The organism is Paraburkholderia sp. GAS38 (assembly GCF_050434965.1).
GTDB classification, from domain to species: Bacteria; Pseudomonadota; Gammaproteobacteria; order Burkholderiales; family Burkholderiaceae; genus Paraburkholderia; species Paraburkholderia phenazinium_A.
In genome coordinates this window covers 137,305-151,811 of record NZ_JBNDJO010000011.1, presented here as the reverse complement: position 1 = coordinate 151,811, position 14,507 = coordinate 137,305, and the positions used below count along the sequence as shown (strand labels likewise).

15 protein-coding genes and 1 tRNA gene are annotated in these 14,507 nt (G+C 63.6%); 6 read left to right on the top strand and 10 right to left on the bottom strand.

What is annotated here, in order from left to right; genetic code table 11:
* Positions 1-509: 509 nt before the first annotated feature.
* On the bottom strand, positions 510-1,484 hold the full coding sequence (gene ybiB / locus P3T42_RS24395) for a DNA-binding protein YbiB (protein ID WP_429307470.1): 975 nt from the start codon (positions 1,482-1,484) through the stop codon (positions 510-512).
* A gap of 296 nt (positions 1,485-1,780) precedes the next feature.
* Here ybiB and P3T42_RS24390 point away from each other — a divergent pair, with 296 nt between their 5' ends.
* Together P3T42_RS24390 and maiA are read left to right on the top strand one after the other, a co-directional pair.
* Positions 1,781-2,479, top strand: coding sequence for a fumarylacetoacetate hydrolase family protein (locus P3T42_RS24390; protein WP_074300873.1), 699 nt, complete (start codon positions 1,781-1,783; stop codon positions 2,477-2,479).
* Between the two features lie 28 nt (positions 2,480-2,507).
* Complete coding sequence (gene maiA / locus P3T42_RS24385) at positions 2,508-3,152, top strand: maleylacetoacetate isomerase (RefSeq protein WP_429307469.1); 645 nt, start codon at positions 2,508-2,510, stop codon at positions 3,150-3,152.
* 133 nt (positions 3,153-3,285) lie between these two features.
* Here the strand turns inward: maiA and ftsY are convergent, their stop codons facing one another.
* On the bottom strand, positions 3,286-4,500 hold the full coding sequence (gene ftsY / locus P3T42_RS24380; protein WP_429307468.1) for a signal recognition particle-docking protein FtsY: 1,215 nt from the start codon (positions 4,498-4,500) through the stop codon (positions 3,286-3,288).
* 252 nt (positions 4,501-4,752) lie between these two features.
* Between ftsY and rsmD the strand changes: the two genes are divergently transcribed.
* The 3 genes from rsmD (at position 4,753) to P3T42_RS24365 (ending at position 6,313) form a co-directional block, all read left to right on the top strand.
* The gene (gene rsmD / locus P3T42_RS24375; protein WP_074300870.1) at positions 4,753-5,367 is read left to right on the top strand and encodes a 16S rRNA (guanine(966)-N(2))-methyltransferase RsmD; all 615 of its coding nucleotides are present in this window, start codon (positions 4,753-4,755) and stop codon (positions 5,365-5,367) included.
* Between the two features lie 113 nt (positions 5,368-5,480).
* The gene (coaD, locus tag P3T42_RS24370; protein ID WP_074300869.1) at positions 5,481-5,993 is read left to right on the top strand and encodes a pantetheine-phosphate adenylyltransferase; all 513 of its coding nucleotides are present in this window, start codon (positions 5,481-5,483) and stop codon (positions 5,991-5,993) included.
* A gap of 65 nt (positions 5,994-6,058) precedes the next feature.
* The gene (locus P3T42_RS24365) at positions 6,059-6,313 is read left to right on the top strand and encodes a YfhL family 4Fe-4S dicluster ferredoxin (protein ID WP_074263289.1); all 255 of its coding nucleotides are present in this window, start codon (positions 6,059-6,061) and stop codon (positions 6,311-6,313) included.
* 46 nt (positions 6,314-6,359) lie between these two features.
* Here the strand turns inward: P3T42_RS24365 and hisC are convergent, their stop codons facing one another.
* The 8 genes from hisC to P3T42_RS24325 form a co-directional block, all read right to left on the bottom strand.
* Complete coding sequence (hisC, locus tag P3T42_RS24360) at positions 6,360-7,439, bottom strand: histidinol-phosphate transaminase (RefSeq protein WP_429307467.1); 1,080 nt, start codon at positions 7,437-7,439, stop codon at positions 6,360-6,362.
* 69 nt (positions 7,440-7,508) lie between these two features.
* Positions 7,509-8,111, bottom strand: a complete 603-nt coding sequence (gene pth, locus P3T42_RS24355) for an aminoacyl-tRNA hydrolase (protein ID WP_074300867.1) — start codon at positions 8,109-8,111, stop codon at positions 7,509-7,511.
* Between the two features lie 140 nt (positions 8,112-8,251).
* Positions 8,252-8,872 carry a 50S ribosomal protein L25/general stress protein Ctc gene (locus P3T42_RS24350; protein WP_074300866.1) on the bottom strand — a complete coding sequence of 207 codons (621 nt, stop codon included), beginning with the start codon at positions 8,870-8,872 and terminating at the stop codon, positions 8,252-8,254.
* A gap of 165 nt (positions 8,873-9,037) precedes the next feature.
* Positions 9,038-9,994: a ribose-phosphate pyrophosphokinase gene (locus P3T42_RS24345; protein ID WP_074300865.1), complete on the bottom strand. Its 957-nt coding sequence runs from the start codon at positions 9,992-9,994 to the stop codon at positions 9,038-9,040.
* Positions 9,995-10,039: 45 nt separating this feature from the next.
* Positions 10,040-10,116, bottom strand: a tRNA-Gln gene (locus tag P3T42_RS24340).
* Positions 10,117-10,168: 52 nt separating this feature from the next.
* Positions 10,169-11,050, bottom strand: a complete 882-nt coding sequence (ispE, locus tag P3T42_RS24335; RefSeq protein ID WP_074300864.1) for a 4-(cytidine 5'-diphospho)-2-C-methyl-D-erythritol kinase — start codon at positions 11,048-11,050, stop codon at positions 10,169-10,171.
* A 36-nt stretch (positions 11,051-11,086) separates the two neighbouring features.
* Positions 11,087-11,743 carry a lipoprotein insertase outer membrane protein LolB gene (lolB, locus tag P3T42_RS24330; protein ID WP_074300863.1) on the bottom strand — a complete coding sequence of 219 codons (657 nt, stop codon included), beginning with the start codon at positions 11,741-11,743 and terminating at the stop codon, positions 11,087-11,089.
* The gene (locus P3T42_RS24325; RefSeq protein ID WP_074300862.1) at positions 11,743-13,584 is read right to left on the bottom strand and encodes a tetratricopeptide repeat protein; all 1,842 of its coding nucleotides are present in this window, start codon (positions 13,582-13,584) and stop codon (positions 11,743-11,745) included. The genes lolB and P3T42_RS24325 overlap by 1 nt, the downstream gene beginning before the upstream one ends.
* A gap of 87 nt (positions 13,585-13,671) precedes the next feature.
* On the opposite strand from P3T42_RS24325, the gene mutM reads away from it, so the two are divergent.
* On the top strand, positions 13,672-14,502 hold the full coding sequence (mutM, locus tag P3T42_RS24320) for a bifunctional DNA-formamidopyrimidine glycosylase/DNA-(apurinic or apyrimidinic site) lyase (RefSeq protein WP_074300861.1): 831 nt from the start codon (positions 13,672-13,674) through the stop codon (positions 14,500-14,502).
* Positions 14,503-14,507: the final 5 nt, after the last annotated feature.

Below are 14,507 nucleotides of genomic sequence, written 5' to 3'. Positions count from 1 at the left end.
CGAGCGGCGGGCGGGCTGCCACAGGTGCACGGCCCGCCAGCCGGGCGCTAGCGGGAGCAACGAACGGGCGCGGACAAGGCACATCATGGCGATCATGACGCCGGTAAAGGGATTGAGTGATGCAGAGGCAACGTGCATGTGACCCTCGCGACTCGTCCGAAGGGTAAACGGACGAATGCAGACGACTGACAGGTTGTAAAAGGAACGACGGTTTGGGGTGACGCTGAACTACGGGAACTGCTTTGAGGACCGGGCCTGAGCCGCGGAGGCGGCCAACGCGCGGCGCTACGCCTGGCTTACGCTAGACGTAGCGATAGGGGCCGCGCTAGGCGGCCGGAGGTAATTCGGAGGGTGTTCGGAAGGGAACGCATGGGTCCAATGTATGCGAGCGAGCCGCGGCGTGTCAACCGCCGATCCGCGCAATGACACGTTGCACGGCGTCGCGCGCCGGGCTTTAGCACGCCGTGACGCCCGTCATGACTGCGGTTTCGGCGATACCGCGACGCCCGTCATAGCGGGGTTCTGGCGATATCCACGATCACTTCGATCTGCCGCTCGATCGCGCCCGGCACCGGCGCCTCGCCGCGCAGCACGGCGTCGATCCATGCGGCGGTGGTCGCGGCGTCGCGCGCTTCCGGCAGTTCCACTTCAGGCGCGTCGGCCGACGAGCGTTCGGCCGCCACCCGCGTGTCGCAGATGCCGTCGTGCAGCCAGTCGATCTGGACCTGGCGGCGCGTATCGGCCACCGCTTCGCCCTCGGTGCCGCGCGCGAGCAGCGCACCGCCGGCGGCGGCATCCGGATGTGTGCTGAACAACTGGGTGAGACTCTCGCGATAGGGCGGATGCGTGTAGTTGACGAGCCGCAGCCCCGCCGGCGCGAACGGCTGCAGGATCTTGACGAGCGTATGGGTGGAATTGCGCACGCCCATTCGGCGCCGTAAGGCGAGCAGGCGCGCGAGCTTCGGCGCGAGAGCGGTGATTGGCGCAAAGGCTAGCCGGCGCGCGGCGAGGTTGTCTTCGATCTCCGCGTGGCTTTGCGCGTGCGCAATCTGCAGATGCGTGAAAATTTCCGCGCTGGTCACGCGGCCCGGATCTTCGCTGACGCCGTGCACGAGCACCGGGACGCCTTCACGGGCCAGCAGCAGCGCGAGCAGCGGCACCAGATTGGGCTGCTTGCGCGCGCCGTTGTAGCTGGGAATGGACACCGGCCGGTAGGCGCCGTGCGCAATCTGGATCGGTTCGAACGAGGCGTGAGCGGCCGCCAGCATCGCGGCGAGTTCGTCGGCGGTTTCGCCTTTCACCCGGTAGGCCAGCAGCACCGCGCCGAGCTCCAGATCGCCGACGCGTCCGTCGAGCATCGCGCGATAGAGCGCGTGCGTGTCCTCGGACGTGAGCGCGCGGGCGCCGTTCGGGCCGCGGCCGATCTCCTTGATAAAGCGGGCGCAGGGGAACTCGGAGGCAACGGTTTCGGCTGATTCGGTCATCGGGTTCAGTGTGGCTGGGTGGCCTCGCGCTCGACGCGGTTGGTCACGGTATTCAAAGGTTAAGGTGCTGCCGCCGGCCGTGCCGGAGGCGGCACTCGAAGCGGTACCTGTAGTGAGTATCGCATCTGCAGCGATCTTGCAAGCTGGCGGGAAGATGGCGGCGGTATGGCCATCCGGCCATAAGGCCCGCTGGGCGGCGCGTTTGTGCCTTCCTCGCGCCACCCATGTTTCCCTGCGCGTTACACTCAACGTTTTATTGCCGCGCCCGCGGCGCTTACTAAAGATTGGAGAACGGGATGAGTTACGTGTTTGCTCCCGCACCGGTGGTCGCGGTGCCGGTCGTGGGGTCCAGCGATCAGTTCGCGGTGCGCCGCATCTACTGTGTGGGCCGCAATTACGAGGCGCACGCGCGCGAGATGGGGCACGACCCTGACCGTGAGCCGCCGTTCTTCTTCAGCAAGCCCGCCGACGCCGTGGTCTATGTCGCACCAGGCGAGACCGGCCAATTCCCGTATCCGGCGCAGTCGAAGAACGTCCATTTCGAAATGGAACTGGTCGCCGCCATCGGCAAGGCCGGCAAGGACATTCCGGTCGAGCAGGCGCTTGAGCATGTCTACGGCTATGCGCTCGGACTCGACATGACGCGTCGCGATCTGCAGGCTGAAGCGAAGAAGCTGGGCCGTCCCTGGGACACCGCGAAGGGCTTCGATCACTCGGCGCCGCTGGGTCCGATCCATCCGGTGTCGACAGTGGGACAGGTCGGCAAGGGCGCGATCTGGCTGAACGTCAACGGTGAGGAAAAGCAGCGTTCGGACGTGTCGCAACTGATCTGGTCGGTGGCGGAGACGGTGGCTTACCTGTCGACGCTGTACGAACTGTACCCCGGCGATCTGATCTTCACGGGCACGCCTGAAGGCGTCGGCGCGGTGGTGAAGGGCGATACGATGAAAGGTGGCGTGGACGGGCTAGGCGAGTTCAGCGTGCGGGTCGTCTGAAATCACGGTGGGGAGGAGACAAATCAATATGAAGCTTTATAGCTATTTTCGGAGCTCGGCGTCGTATCGCGTGCGCATTGCGCTGAACCTGAAGAATCTGCCGTACGACTATGCGCCTATCCACATGCTGCGCGATGGCGGTGAGCAGCTCAAGCCGGAGTATCGCAAGCTGAATCCGGATGGGGTGGTGCCCACGCTGGTGGATGGCGACAACGTGCTGCAGCAGTCGCTCGCGATCATCGAGTATCTGGAGGAGACGCATCCCGAGCCGCCGTTATTGCCGAAGGCGCCGGCCGATCGTGCCTATGTGCGCTCGGTGGCGCTGCAGATTGCCTGCGAGATTCATCCGTTGGACAACCTGCGGGTGCTGAAGTATCTGAAGCACACGGTGGGCACCGACGACGAGACCAAGGACGCCTGGTATCGTCACTGGGTCGAGGCGGGTTTTACGACGCTCGAACGGCATCTGGCCGGCGATTCGCGGACCGGCAAGCTGTGCTTCGGCGACACGCCGACGCTCGCCGATGCGTGTCTCGTACCGCAGGTGTTCAACGCACAACGCTTCAAGATCGACGTGACGCGATTTCCGACGATCCAGCGCATTCACGATCACGCGTCGCAACTCGACGCGTTCGCGCGGGCGGCGCCTGGTGTGCAGCCGGATGCGGAGTGACGAAGGTAGCTGACTGACTGGCCGGTTTGGCTGGTGGTCAAACTAGAAGCAAAGAGGGCACCCCGCGGGGTGCCCTCTTTGTTGGTGCGGTGATTGTGCGGCTTGCCTGCAGCCCTTTTGGCCGCGTTGCTGGTCAACCGCCCAGCAACGCGTCGGAAAACTCTTCCGCGCTGAACGGCTGCAAATCTTCGACCTTCTCGCCGACTCCAATGAAGTACACCGGGATCGGCCGTTGCCGTGCAATCGCCGCAAGAATGCCGCCCTTGGCCGTGCCGTCGAGCTTGGTGACGATCAAACCGGTGAGGCCCAGCGCGTCGTCGAATGCTTTCACTTGCGTGAGGGCGTTCTGACCGGTGTTCGCGTCGATGACGAGCAGCACCTCGTGCGGCGCGCTGTCCATGGCCTTGCCGATCACGCGCTTGACCTTGCGCAGCTCTTCCATGAGATGCAACTGGGTCGGCAAACGACCGGCCGTGTCGGCCATCAGCACGTCGATCTTGCGCGCGCGCGCGGCGCCCACCGCGTCGAAGATCACCGCGGCCGGATCGCCGCTTTCCTGCGATACGACCGTCACGTTGTTGCGTTCGCCCCAGATCGCGAGCTGTTCGCGGGCGGCGGCGCGAAACGTGTCGCCGGCGGCGAGCAGCACGGACTGATCGAAGCTCTGCAGATGCTTCGCCAGCTTGCCGATGCTGGTGGTCTTGCCCGCGCCGTTCACGCCCGCGATCATCATCACGAGCGGCTGGGCGCGGCCGAGCATCAGGGATTTTTCAAGCGGCTTGAGCAGGTCGATCAGCAGCGTGCGCAGCGCGGTCTTGACCTGCTGCGGATCGCTCAGCCGCTCGGCGCGCACTTTTTCGCGGAGCGATTCGAGCAGGAATTCGGTGGCGTCGACGCCGGCGTCGGACATCAGCAGGGCAGTTTCGAGTTCCTCGTACAGGTCCTCGTCGATCTTGGTGCCGACGAAGATGCCCGTCAGGTTCGAACTGGTCTTCGACAGGCCGCTCTTCAGGCGCGTGAGCCAGGACTTCTTCGCCGAGGCTTCGGGCAGCGGCGGCGGCACGATCTCGACGGTTTCGAGCGCGCTTTCGTCAGGTTCTGCCTGAAGCGGCGTTTGCGGCCGGCTGAGGGTGGGTGCCGCTTGCGCGCCATTGACACTGGCCGGCTGCGGCGCAGCTACGGCCTTGGGAGCTGCTGGCGCTGATGGCCGCTCCACGGCGGCTGCGGAGGCTGGCGAGGCGCTACGCTGCGTCCCGGCAGGCGCAACGGATTCCGGCGCCGTCTGCGACTCCTCGGGCGTTGCGTCGGGCTCTTTCGAACCCTTGAATCGTTTGAAAAAGCTGAACATGGTCTGGCGTGGTGAGAGCGAGCGCCGGTGCGCGCAGCCGGCGAACACCGGTGGCAGCGGCAGGCAGCGTGGCAATGCGGGATGCAAGGCGCTGGAAGCCGCTTATTTTATCAGGCAAGCCCGCATGGATAGCATTAGCCGTCCGGCCAGGGTGAGATGCGTGCCCCCATGTGGTAACGTTGGCGCTCCAACCCCGGTGCCAGCAAGCGCCTGCGGGCAAATCGCCTAACCTGTTCAACTGTTCGAATCTGCATGCCCCGTACTTCTGCACCCCGTCAGCACAGCGCGTCGTCCAACCGCGGCAAGCCGCACGCCATCCGCATCATTGGCGGCGACTGGAAGCGCACGCCGTTGCCCGTGCTCGACCTCGACGGTCTGCGCCCCACGCCGGACCGCGTGCGCGAAACGCTCTTCAACTGGCTCGGCCAGCGGCTCGACGGCCTGCGCTGTCTGGACCTGTTCGCCGGCAGCGGCGCGCTGGGCTTCGAGGCGGCGTCGCGCGGCGCGGCCCGGGTTCTGATGGTCGAGCGCCACGCGAAGGCAGCCGGGCAGTTGCGCGCCAACCAGGCGCGCCTCGCGCCCAACACGATTGAAGTCGCCGAGGCCGACGCACTGCGCCTCGCGGCAAGCCTTGCGCCCGCGTCGTTCGACGTGGTGTTCCTCGACCCGCCGTTCGACTCCGACCTGCTGGGCCGCGCGCTGGAGCTGGCGGTGCGGCTCGTCAGCGCCGAAGGATTCCTCTATGTGGAAGCCGGCGAGGCGCTCGAGATCGCACAGACGCCCGCGCTGGCGGGCTGGACCATCGTGCGGCAGGGCAAGGCGGGAGCGGTCCACTATCATTTGCTGCAGCGCGAAAATGAGGAATAATGCGCGTTCTAAAACAAGCGCCGGACGGCTAGCCGTCACGCGCGCGACCGGCGGCAAACGCGTCCTGCGGGCGTGCTTGACGTGCCCATTTGTCTGAAGAGAGGAGAAGTCTCATGGTAGTCGCCGTGTACCCGGGTACGTTCGACCCGCTGACGCGCGGTCACGAAGACCTCGTTCGGCGCGCGTCGAGTATTTTCGACACGCTGGTGGTAGGCGTCGCCGACAGCCGCAACAAGAAGCCGTTCTTCACGCTCGAAGAGCGCCTCGATATCGCCCACGAAGTGCTCGGTCACTATCCGAACGTGCAGGTCATGAGCTTCAAGGGGTTATTGAAGGATTTCGTCCGCAGCAATAACGCCCGCGTCATCGTGCGCGGCCTGCGCGCCGTGTCGGACTTCGAATACGAGTTTCAGATGGCCGGCATGAACCGCTATCTGCTGCCCGACGTCGAAACCATGTTCATGACGCCGTCCGATCAATACCAGTTCATCTCCGGCACCATCGTGCGCGAGATTGCGCAATTGGGCGGCGACGTCAGCAAGTTCGTGTTCCCGTCCGTCGAAAAATGGCTGAAGGACAAGGTGGCCTTGCTGGATCAGGACAATGGCCAGGCAGGGCAGTCCTAACCGGCGTAAACTGTGGTCTTGACGGAATGACAGCCGGCCTTGCGCCGGCGTGAAGTGAGAGAAGTATGGCCCTGATGATTACCGACGAGTGCATCAATTGCGACGTCTGCGAGCCTGAGTGCCCGAACGACGCCATTTCGATGGGCCCGGAAATCTATGTGATCGATCCGAAGAAATGCACCGAATGCGTCGGTCATTTCGACGAGCCGCAGTGTATCCAGGTGTGCCCGGTGGAATGCATTCCGCGCGACCCGGAGCATCTGGAGACGCCTGAAGGCCTGATGGCGAAGTACCACGCGTTGCAGGCCGCGAAGGCCTGAGGGTGCGTGGGCGAGGCGGCGCATGCACCTGTCCCACGCAGTCCACTTATCCCACGTAAGCGCGAAACACGTCCTGCAATGCATCGAGCAGCGTGTCGCATTCTGCGTCGGTGCCAATCGAAATGCGCAAGTGCTGATCGATCCGCGGTGCCTTGAAATGGCGCACGAAAATCTCCTTGTCCCGCAGCCGGGCGGCGAGCGTGGCCGCGTCGTAGCCTTCATGGCGAGCGAACACGAAATTCGCTCCTGACGGTACGACGTTGAAGCCAAGCGCCGTCAAGCCTGCGGAAAGACGCTCGCGGCTCGCGACGACTTTCGCGCAACTATTGCGGAACCACGCGTCGTCTTCGTAGGCGGCAATCGCCGCGACCTGGGCGAGCCGGTCGAGCGGATACGAGTTGAAGCTGTCCTTGACGCGGGTCAACGCCTCGATCAGCGCCACATTGCCGAACGCAAATCCCACCCGCATGCCGGCCAGCGAGCGCGACTTCGAGACCGTCTGCACCACCAGCAGATTCGGATAGCGGTCGATCAGCGAAACCGCCGATTGTCCGCCGAAATCCACATACGCTTCGTCGACCACCACTACGGATTCCGCATGCCGCGCCACCAGCCGTTCGATCTCGGCGAGCGGCAAGGGGTGGCCCGTCGGCGCGTTCGGATTCGGCAAGAGGACGCCGCCGTTGGGCAAAACGTAGTCGTCGACGCGGATGGCGAATGCATCGTCGACGGGGAGGGTGCGGTAGTCGACCTCGAAGAGCCGCGCGTACGTCGGATAGAAGCTGTACGTGATGTCCGGGAACAGGATGGGCTTGTCGTGCTTGAGCAGCGCCTGGAACGTCAGAGCGAGCACCTCGTCCGAACCGTTGCCGGCGAACACCTGCTCGGCGCGGATGCCGTGGTGTGCCGCGACGGTCTCGCGCAGTTTGCGCGCAGTCGGATCGGGATAAAGGCGCAGCGATTCCGCGCTGTCGCCGAGTTCGTGACGGATCGCCGCCAGCACGCGCGGCGACGGCGGATACGGGTTCTCGTTGGTATTGAGCTTGACGGGATGGGCGAGTGCGGGCTGTTCACCCGGCACATACGGCGTCAGACGACTAACGATGTCACTCCAGTAGCGGCTCAAGCGGGCCTCCAATAGATGGCTGCGATTCGATCCTGATGATAGCCGGGCAATCGCGGCGAAACCCGCCGCCTACGCGTTGCGATGCAACTGCATGACCGCCCGGTCGAGCTCGCCTTTGACAACGAGCGGCATCTGCACAAGCGCACGTTCGATCGACGCGTCGATCACGTCCTGCTCTTCGCGGCGCGGCGGCTTCAGCACGTAGTTGGCGACGTCGGGCTTGGCGCCGGCGCGCGCGCTTTCGGGGATCAGATCGCGCGGATGGCCGATGCCGATGCGCAGCCGCCAATACTGTTGCGACGACAGATGCGCGGAAATGTCCTTCAGGCCATTGTGCCCGCCGCTACCGCCGCCGAGCTTCAGCTTGACGGTGCCGGGCGGCAGATCGAGTTCGTCGTGCGCGACGAGAATCTCGTCGGGCAGGATCTTGAAGAAATGGGCAAGCGCGACAACCGACTGCCCCGAGCGGTTCATGTACGTCTGCGGCTCGAGCAGGTGCACCTCTTCGCCATGCAAGCGAGCCTTCGCGTAGAAACCGTGAAAGCGGCGTTCGTCACGCAAGGTAGTGCCGGCTTCGCGCGCCAGTTGATCGACCAGCCAGAAACCGGCGTTGTGACGCGTCGCGGTATATTCGGCGCCCGGGTTGCCGAGCCCCACGATCAGCTTGATCATGATTGAGTCATGATGGGTTAAAGGCCGGTGGCGTGCCGCGCGGCCCGAAAAAACAAAAAAAACCCGCCGGGGCGAACCGCGGCGGGTCACATCGTCCGTTCCATTGAAACGGATCGAGAGGATTGCTCGCTGTATGCAGCTTAAGCGGCCGGCGTTTCGCCTTCGCTTGCAGCAGCAGCGTCGCCTTCGGCGATCGCGCCAGCCGGGATCGTCGCGGAGGCGACCACCGGGTTTTCAGCTTCAACGTGTGCAACCAGTGCGACACCAGCCGGCAGGACGATGTCCTTGGCGTGCATCGTGTGACCAGCTTCGATCGTTGCGAGGTTGACTTCGAGGAATTCAGGCAGTGCCGACGGCAGGCACTCGATTTCGATTTCGTTCAGAACGTGCGAGATCACCGCGCCCGACAGCTTGACAGCCGGGTTCGATTCCTGGTTCATGAAGTGCAGCGGCACCTTGGTGTGCAGCTTCTTCGTTGCATCGACGCGCTGGAAGTCCACGTGCAGCACGAGCTGACGGAACGGGTGGTATTGCACGTCGCGCAGCAGAACCTGTTGCGCCTTATCGCCGATTTCCAGATCGAGAATCGACGAATGGAAAACTTCTTTCTTCAGGGCGTGCCACAGCGCGTTGTGATCGAGTTCGATCAATTGCGGTTCAGCACCAGCGCCATAAACGATTGCCGGCGTCTTGCCGGAAATACGCAGGCGGCGGCTCGCACCCGTACCTTGCAGGGAACGCTCGAAAGCGACTACTTTCATGTTGAATCTCCAATGCACTGCCCGCGACCAGGCAGTAAAAACGGGGCCTTCATGCCATTATGGCTGAGGCCCCAGACTCGACGGCACGAACCTTCGTTCGCTCATGCCGATTGTGCAAAAGCGCAGCGTGCGATGTTTCAATGCACGTTGCGCCTTCGCAAATACTTAACTTTCTGCAAACAGCGACATCACCGAATCGCCGCGGCGGATCCGCGAGAACGTTTCGGCCAAGAGACCTGCGCTTGTCAGCGAACGGATCTTCGCGCACGAGCGAGCTTCTTCGCCGAGCGGGATCGTATCCGTCACGACCAGTTCGTCGAGCGCGGAAGCCGCGATACGCTCGCCAGCACCGCCCGACAGAACCGGGTGAGTGGCGTATGCGAACACCTTGATCGCGCCGCGTTCCTTCAACACCTGAGCCGCCTTGCAGAGCGTGCCGGCGGTGTCGACCATGTCGTCCATGATCACGCAGGTACGGCCTTCGACTTCACCGATGATGTTCATCACTTCAGCGATGTTCGCCTTCGGGCGACGCTTGTCGATGATGGCGAGATCGCAGTTCAGTTGCTTCGCCAGCGCACGGGCGCGGACCACGCCGCCAACGTCCGGCGACACGACCAGCAGGTTCTCGTGATTCTGCTTGCGCAGATCGCCGAGCAGCACAGGCGTGGCGTAGATGTTGTCGACCGGGATGTCGAAGAAACCTTGAATCTGGTCAGCGTGCAGATCCATGGTGATGATCCGCTCGACGCCGGCGATTTCCAGCATGTTCGCCACAACCTTGGCCGAGATCGCAACGCGCGCCGAACGCGGGCGACGATCTTGACGGGCATAGCCGAAGTAGGGGATAGCAGCGGTGATCCGGCCAGCGGATGCGCGCTTGAGCGCATCGACCATGATCATCAGTTCCATCAGGTTGTCGTTCGCCGGTGCGCACGTGGATTGCAGGACGAAGACATCCTTGCCACGTACGTTTTCCTGAATCTCGACCTGGATTTCGCCGTCCGAAAAACGGCTGACCATCGCTTTGCCGAGGGGGATACCGAGGATTTTTACGACTTCTTGTGCAAGCGCGGGATTCGCGTTGCCAGTAAAAACCATCAGGCCGTCATGGCTGCTCATCATGCACCTGCTTCTGGCTGGGGGGCGAGGAACTGCGAGAATTTTTGGCAGGGGAGGAAGGACTCGAACCCTCGAATGCCGGAATCAAAATCCGGTGCCTTAACCAACTTGGCGACTCCCCTACACTAACTTTGAGCTTCACCGAGCGTGTAGGACCGCTCGACGATGCAAAACCTATGACGCGAAAGCGAAGAGTGGATGTGTATCCAGGCTTGCTGTGACTGCGCTGTTCCACTCGCTCGGCAGTTTGGCTTGCGCCGCTTCTGCTTCATCGCGATTGCGGAACGCGGCAAAAACACTTGCCCCCGATCCAGTCATCCGCGCCGGCGCGATGTTATCAAACCATCCCAGCACCTGCGCAACTTCCGCGTATTTTCCCACGACAACCTGCTGCATGTCATTGCGGCCGAAACTGTCTGGCCATTCTGCGCTGCAACTATGTTGTGCAAGAAAGTCCGTAATTGTGAGGGGTTTTGAATCTCTTGTCAACGATTTTTCGGAAAAAATCGCTGCAGTTGGAACATGAACCCGCGGCGTCACAACTAGGAAATAACGAGCGGGCAATTGTACAGTCTCTAACGCTTCTCCGACACCCTCTGCAAACGCATTTTTTCCAAATACAAAGAACGGCACATCCGCACCGAGCTTCAGCGCGAGCGCCTGCAATTCCGCGCGCGGCAGATCGAGCTTCCACAGACGGTTCAGCGCGAGCAGTGTCGTGGCGGCGTCCGAGCTGCCGCCGCCGAGGCCCGCGCCCATCGGCAGGCGCTTGTCGATTTCGATGTCGACGCCTTCCGCCGTGCCCGTGTGGTGCTTCAGCAGCAGCGCGGCACGCACCGTCAGGTCGTGTTCCGGCGGCACGCCGGAGACGTCGGTGCTACGCGTGACACGGCCGTCGTCACGGCGCGTGAAATGCAGCGAATCGCCCCAGTCGAGCAACTGGAACACGGTCTGCAGCGCGTGATAACCATCCGGCCGGCGACCGGTGATGTGCAGGAAGAGATTCAGCTTCGCTGGCGCGAGGCAATCGCGCAGCGAATCGTTCGTTTCAATCATGACTCAGGACAAAGGGCAGTGGCGCGGCTTACCGGTCTATTGGTCGAGCACGAGCTTGATGTCGAGCGGCGGCTGCTCGCGGCTCAGGTTGACGCGCTTGAGGCCGGTGGCCGGTGCATCAGCATACGCGAGATAGTCGATGGTCCAGCCGTCCTGGACGATTTCCTTCAGGTGCGACGGATCTTGTGGATCCTGCTCGGTCTTCGCCCGCGAGCTGGGCGCGGCCGACGGCTGCAGCCAGTAGCGCAGGCCTTCGACCGGCAACGCAAAGCCGAGCGCGTTCTGCATCAGCGTGGACACGTTGTCGGCGGTGAGCGGCTGGCGATTCGGCAGTTCAAGCGAAGCTGAGGCGGGCGACGACGTGACGATGGCGAGCGTCTGGCCGAGCGGGTTGCGCAACTGCAGCGTGACCGTGTCGCCTGCTTCCTGCCAGTCGAAGTTGCCGTAGGCGTTGCGCTGCTGGCCGTTCTGGTCGACGTACTGCACGGCAAAGCGGCCGTGATAGGCGCGGCTCGTCTGCGCGGTGACGGAGGTCGTGGCGTTCGAGGTGGACGGCTCACGCGGCTTGACCGACGCACAGCCGGTCAGTGCCACGGCAGCCGCCACGGCGAGCCCCAGCGCCGCGCGACGCGGCGCCTGGGGACTAACGAACGGGCGACCGAACAAACGGGTAGAGCGGTTCGAAATGAGCATCAGAGATCGTTGACCTGAAAACGTTTGAGCGTTTTGAGGAGCGTATCGTTGTCAGGTTCCAGCTTGCGCGCTTCGCGCCAGGCGTCGCGCGCCTGATCCTGCGCGCCCGACTTCCACAGCACTTCGCCCAGATGGGCGCCGATTTCCGCATTCGGCTGCAGGTCGTAGGCCTTGCGCAGCAGCTTGAGTGCGTCCGGTGTGTCGCCGAGGCGATACTTGACCCAGCCCACGCTGTCCATGATGAACGCGTCGTCCGGCGCCAGCGACGACGCCTTCTGGATCAGCTTGTCCGCTTCCTGCAGCCGCACGCCGCGATCGGCGAGCGAATAGCCCAGCGCGTTGTAGGCCTGCGGGTTATCCGGCTGCGTCTCGATCAGCTTGCGCAACTGCGCTTCCATCGTGTCGTAGTGGCCGTTCTTCTCGGCCGCCATCGCGTAGTCGTACGTCAGATCGGGGTCGTCCGGGTAGTCCGCGGTGGCCTGCGCCAGCCGGTCTTCCGCTTCCTGATAGCGCTTCGCGTCGAACAGGATGGCCGCGTCCGTGCGCGCGATCAAGGCCTGATCGCGCGGATCCTGAGCCTGCAGACCGGCGAGCAGCTTGCGGGCGTCGTCCGGCTTGCCCTGCTTTTCAAGCAACTGGGCGCGCGTGATCTGCGCAGGAATATATTGCTGGCTCTGGGGTGAAATCTTGTTGAGCCAGTCGCTCGCGGCCGCGTCGTTCTTCTGCTCGAGCGCCAACTGCGAGAGATAGATGTACGCCTGGCCCGGATCGGCGCCCGGCGTTTTCTCCGCCTTCTGCGCGTACTGTTCCAGATACGGCTGCGCGCCCGCGAAATCCTTCTTCTGGATGTCGATCAGCGCGAGCGCCATCAACGGCGTCAGGTCGTTCGCGTTGTCTTTGTGCATCGCCTCGAACTGCTTTTGCGCGTCGTCGAGACGGTCGCTTGCGAGGTACATCTGCGCCAGCGCAAGCCGCGCATCATGCGATTTCGGATTCTGCGCGACGTATTTTTCGAGCGACGCGATGCCTTCCTTGCGCTCTTCCGGGCCCATCTGCGACAGCGTCAACGCGGCCGGCAGATAGTCGGGCTTGAGCGTGAGCGCCTGCTCGAGCGACTTGCGTGCGCCCGGTGCGTCGTCCGCCACGATCTGCTGACGGGCGATGGCCAGTTGCGCCTCGGGCCGGTTCATGTCGTTCTTGAGCAGATCCTGCAGCACGTGCAGGCCGCCGACGCGATTCGGCCCGCGCGACACCAGCAATTGCAGCGCGAGGATGGCGCTGCCGCGGTTCTCGTCAGGCACCTTCGCCAGTTCGCGTGCGAGCAGCGGCTCGGCGTCGTCGGGCTTGCCCGACAACACGAGTAGCGATGCATCGAGTTGCGCCGCGCGTTCCGACGTGGGCGCATACTGCTGCCACAATTGCGCAGCCGCCAGCGCGTCCGAAGGACTCTGGGCGGCCAGCGCGATTTCGGTGGCGCGTTGCGCCATGCGTGGATCGTGCGTGTCGCGCGCCAGTGCCAGATAGGTCTGATACGCCGGCGCCGGCTGGTCCCGCTGCAGCGCGACTTCGGCCGCGAGCACCTGGAACACGATCTGACTCGACAGCGCGACGTCAGGCAGATTCTTTTGATCGTCAGCCGTCGGCGCGCCTAACGCATCGGGCATGGACACGGAGTTGTCGTCCGTATCCGGCGAGGGATCCTGGGCATGCGCCGGCATGGCGGCGAGCGCCCACACGGCAAGCGCTGCGGCGCCGAGCAGACGGCGAGCGGACACAGCGTGCGGCACGCGGGAGGTGCGCGCCGGGCGCTTCGAAAACAGCTTCACGAAGGACAAGTTCATGGAAATCCGTTCAATGTTTCGGACGATTGTAACGCGCTCGCTACAATAAGCGCACAACCACTCACGCAAGTTGCAGACCAGTTAGACATGCCAGAGTTGCCAGAAGTTGAGGTTACCCGACGCGGAATTGAACCGTATGTCTCCGGACGCCGGGTCGAACGCGTCGACGTCCGCACGCCCGCACTGCGCTGGCCGATTCCCGCCGACCTTGCTAAAACCTTGCGGGGCCGTGTGGTCCACAAGGTGGAACGGCGCGGCAAGTACCTGCTGTTCGAGATCGACGCGGGCTGGTTCATTGTGCACCTGGGCATGACCGGGACGCTGCGAGTGCTGCGCAATCTGCCGCACCTGCCGGCGGCTGCGAAGCACGACCATGTCGACTGGATCTTCGACGAATTCATTCTCCGCTATCGCGACCCGCGGCGCTTCGGCGCCGTCCTGTGGCATGCGCGCGCAGACGGCGACGTGCTGGCGCATCCGCTGCTAGCGGGGCTCGGCGTCGAACCATTCTCGCCGGCTTTTTCGGGCGCGTTGATGCACCGGCAGACGCGCGGGCGCAAGGTCTCCGTCAAGCAGGCCTTGCTGGCAGGTGAGATCGTGGTGGGCGTGGGCAATATTTACGCGTCCGAAAGCCTGTTTCGCGCCGGCATCCGGCCAACCACGCCGGCCGGCCGCGTCTCGCTGGTCCGCTACGACCTGCTGGCGGACGCCGTGCGCCTGACGCTCGCGGCCGCCATCGAAAAGGGCGGCAGTACGCTGCGCGATTTCGTCGGCAGCGACGGCGAAAGCGGCTACTTCCAGCTCGACTATTTCGTCTATGATCGCGCGGGGCTGCCATGCCGAGTGTGTGGGACGCCGATCAGACAGATCGTGCAGGGGCAGCGCTCGACTTACTTTTGTCCGACTTGCCAGCGCTAATTTTC

Excerpts from the sequence above, each read along its gene's own strand:
- maiA (WP_429307469.1), top strand. The coding sequence starts at position 2,508 with ATGAAGCTTTATAGCTATTTTCGGAGCTCGGCGTCGTATCGCGTGCGC.
- lolB (WP_074300863.1), bottom strand. The coding sequence starts at position 11,743 with ATGCTCATTTCGAACCGCTCTACCCGTTTGTTCGGTCGCCCGTTCGTT.
- ispE (WP_074300864.1), bottom strand. The coding sequence starts at position 11,050 with ATGATTGAAACGAACGATTCGCTGCGCGATTGCCTCGCGCCAGCGAAG.
- mutM (WP_074300861.1), top strand. The coding sequence starts at position 13,672 with ATGCCAGAGTTGCCAGAAGTTGAGGTTACCCGACGCGGAATTGAACCG.
- P3T42_RS24365 (WP_074263289.1), top strand. The coding sequence starts at position 6,059 with ATGGCCCTGATGATTACCGACGAGTGCATCAATTGCGACGTCTGCGAG.
- P3T42_RS24350 (WP_074300866.1), bottom strand. The coding sequence starts at position 8,872 with ATGAAAGTAGTCGCTTTCGAGCGTTCCCTGCAAGGTACGGGTGCGAGC.
- coaD (WP_074300869.1), top strand. The coding sequence starts at position 5,481 with ATGGTAGTCGCCGTGTACCCGGGTACGTTCGACCCGCTGACGCGCGGT.
- P3T42_RS24325 (WP_074300862.1), bottom strand. The coding sequence starts at position 13,584 with ATGAACTTGTCCTTCGTGAAGCTGTTTTCGAAGCGCCCGGCGCGCACC.
- rsmD (WP_074300870.1), top strand. The coding sequence starts at position 4,753 with ATGCCCCGTACTTCTGCACCCCGTCAGCACAGCGCGTCGTCCAACCGC.
- ftsY (WP_429307468.1), bottom strand. The coding sequence starts at position 4,500 with ATGTTCAGCTTTTTCAAACGATTCAAGGGTTCGAAAGAGCCCGACGCA.
- P3T42_RS24345 (WP_074300865.1), bottom strand. The coding sequence starts at position 9,994 with ATGAGCAGCCATGACGGCCTGATGGTTTTTACTGGCAACGCGAATCCC.
- ybiB (WP_429307470.1), bottom strand. The coding sequence starts at position 1,484 with ATGACCGAATCAGCCGAAACCGTTGCCTCCGAGTTCCCCTGCGCCCGC.
- pth (WP_074300867.1), bottom strand. The coding sequence starts at position 8,111 with ATGATCAAGCTGATCGTGGGGCTCGGCAACCCGGGCGCCGAATATACC.
- P3T42_RS24390 (WP_074300873.1), top strand. The coding sequence starts at position 1,781 with ATGAGTTACGTGTTTGCTCCCGCACCGGTGGTCGCGGTGCCGGTCGTG.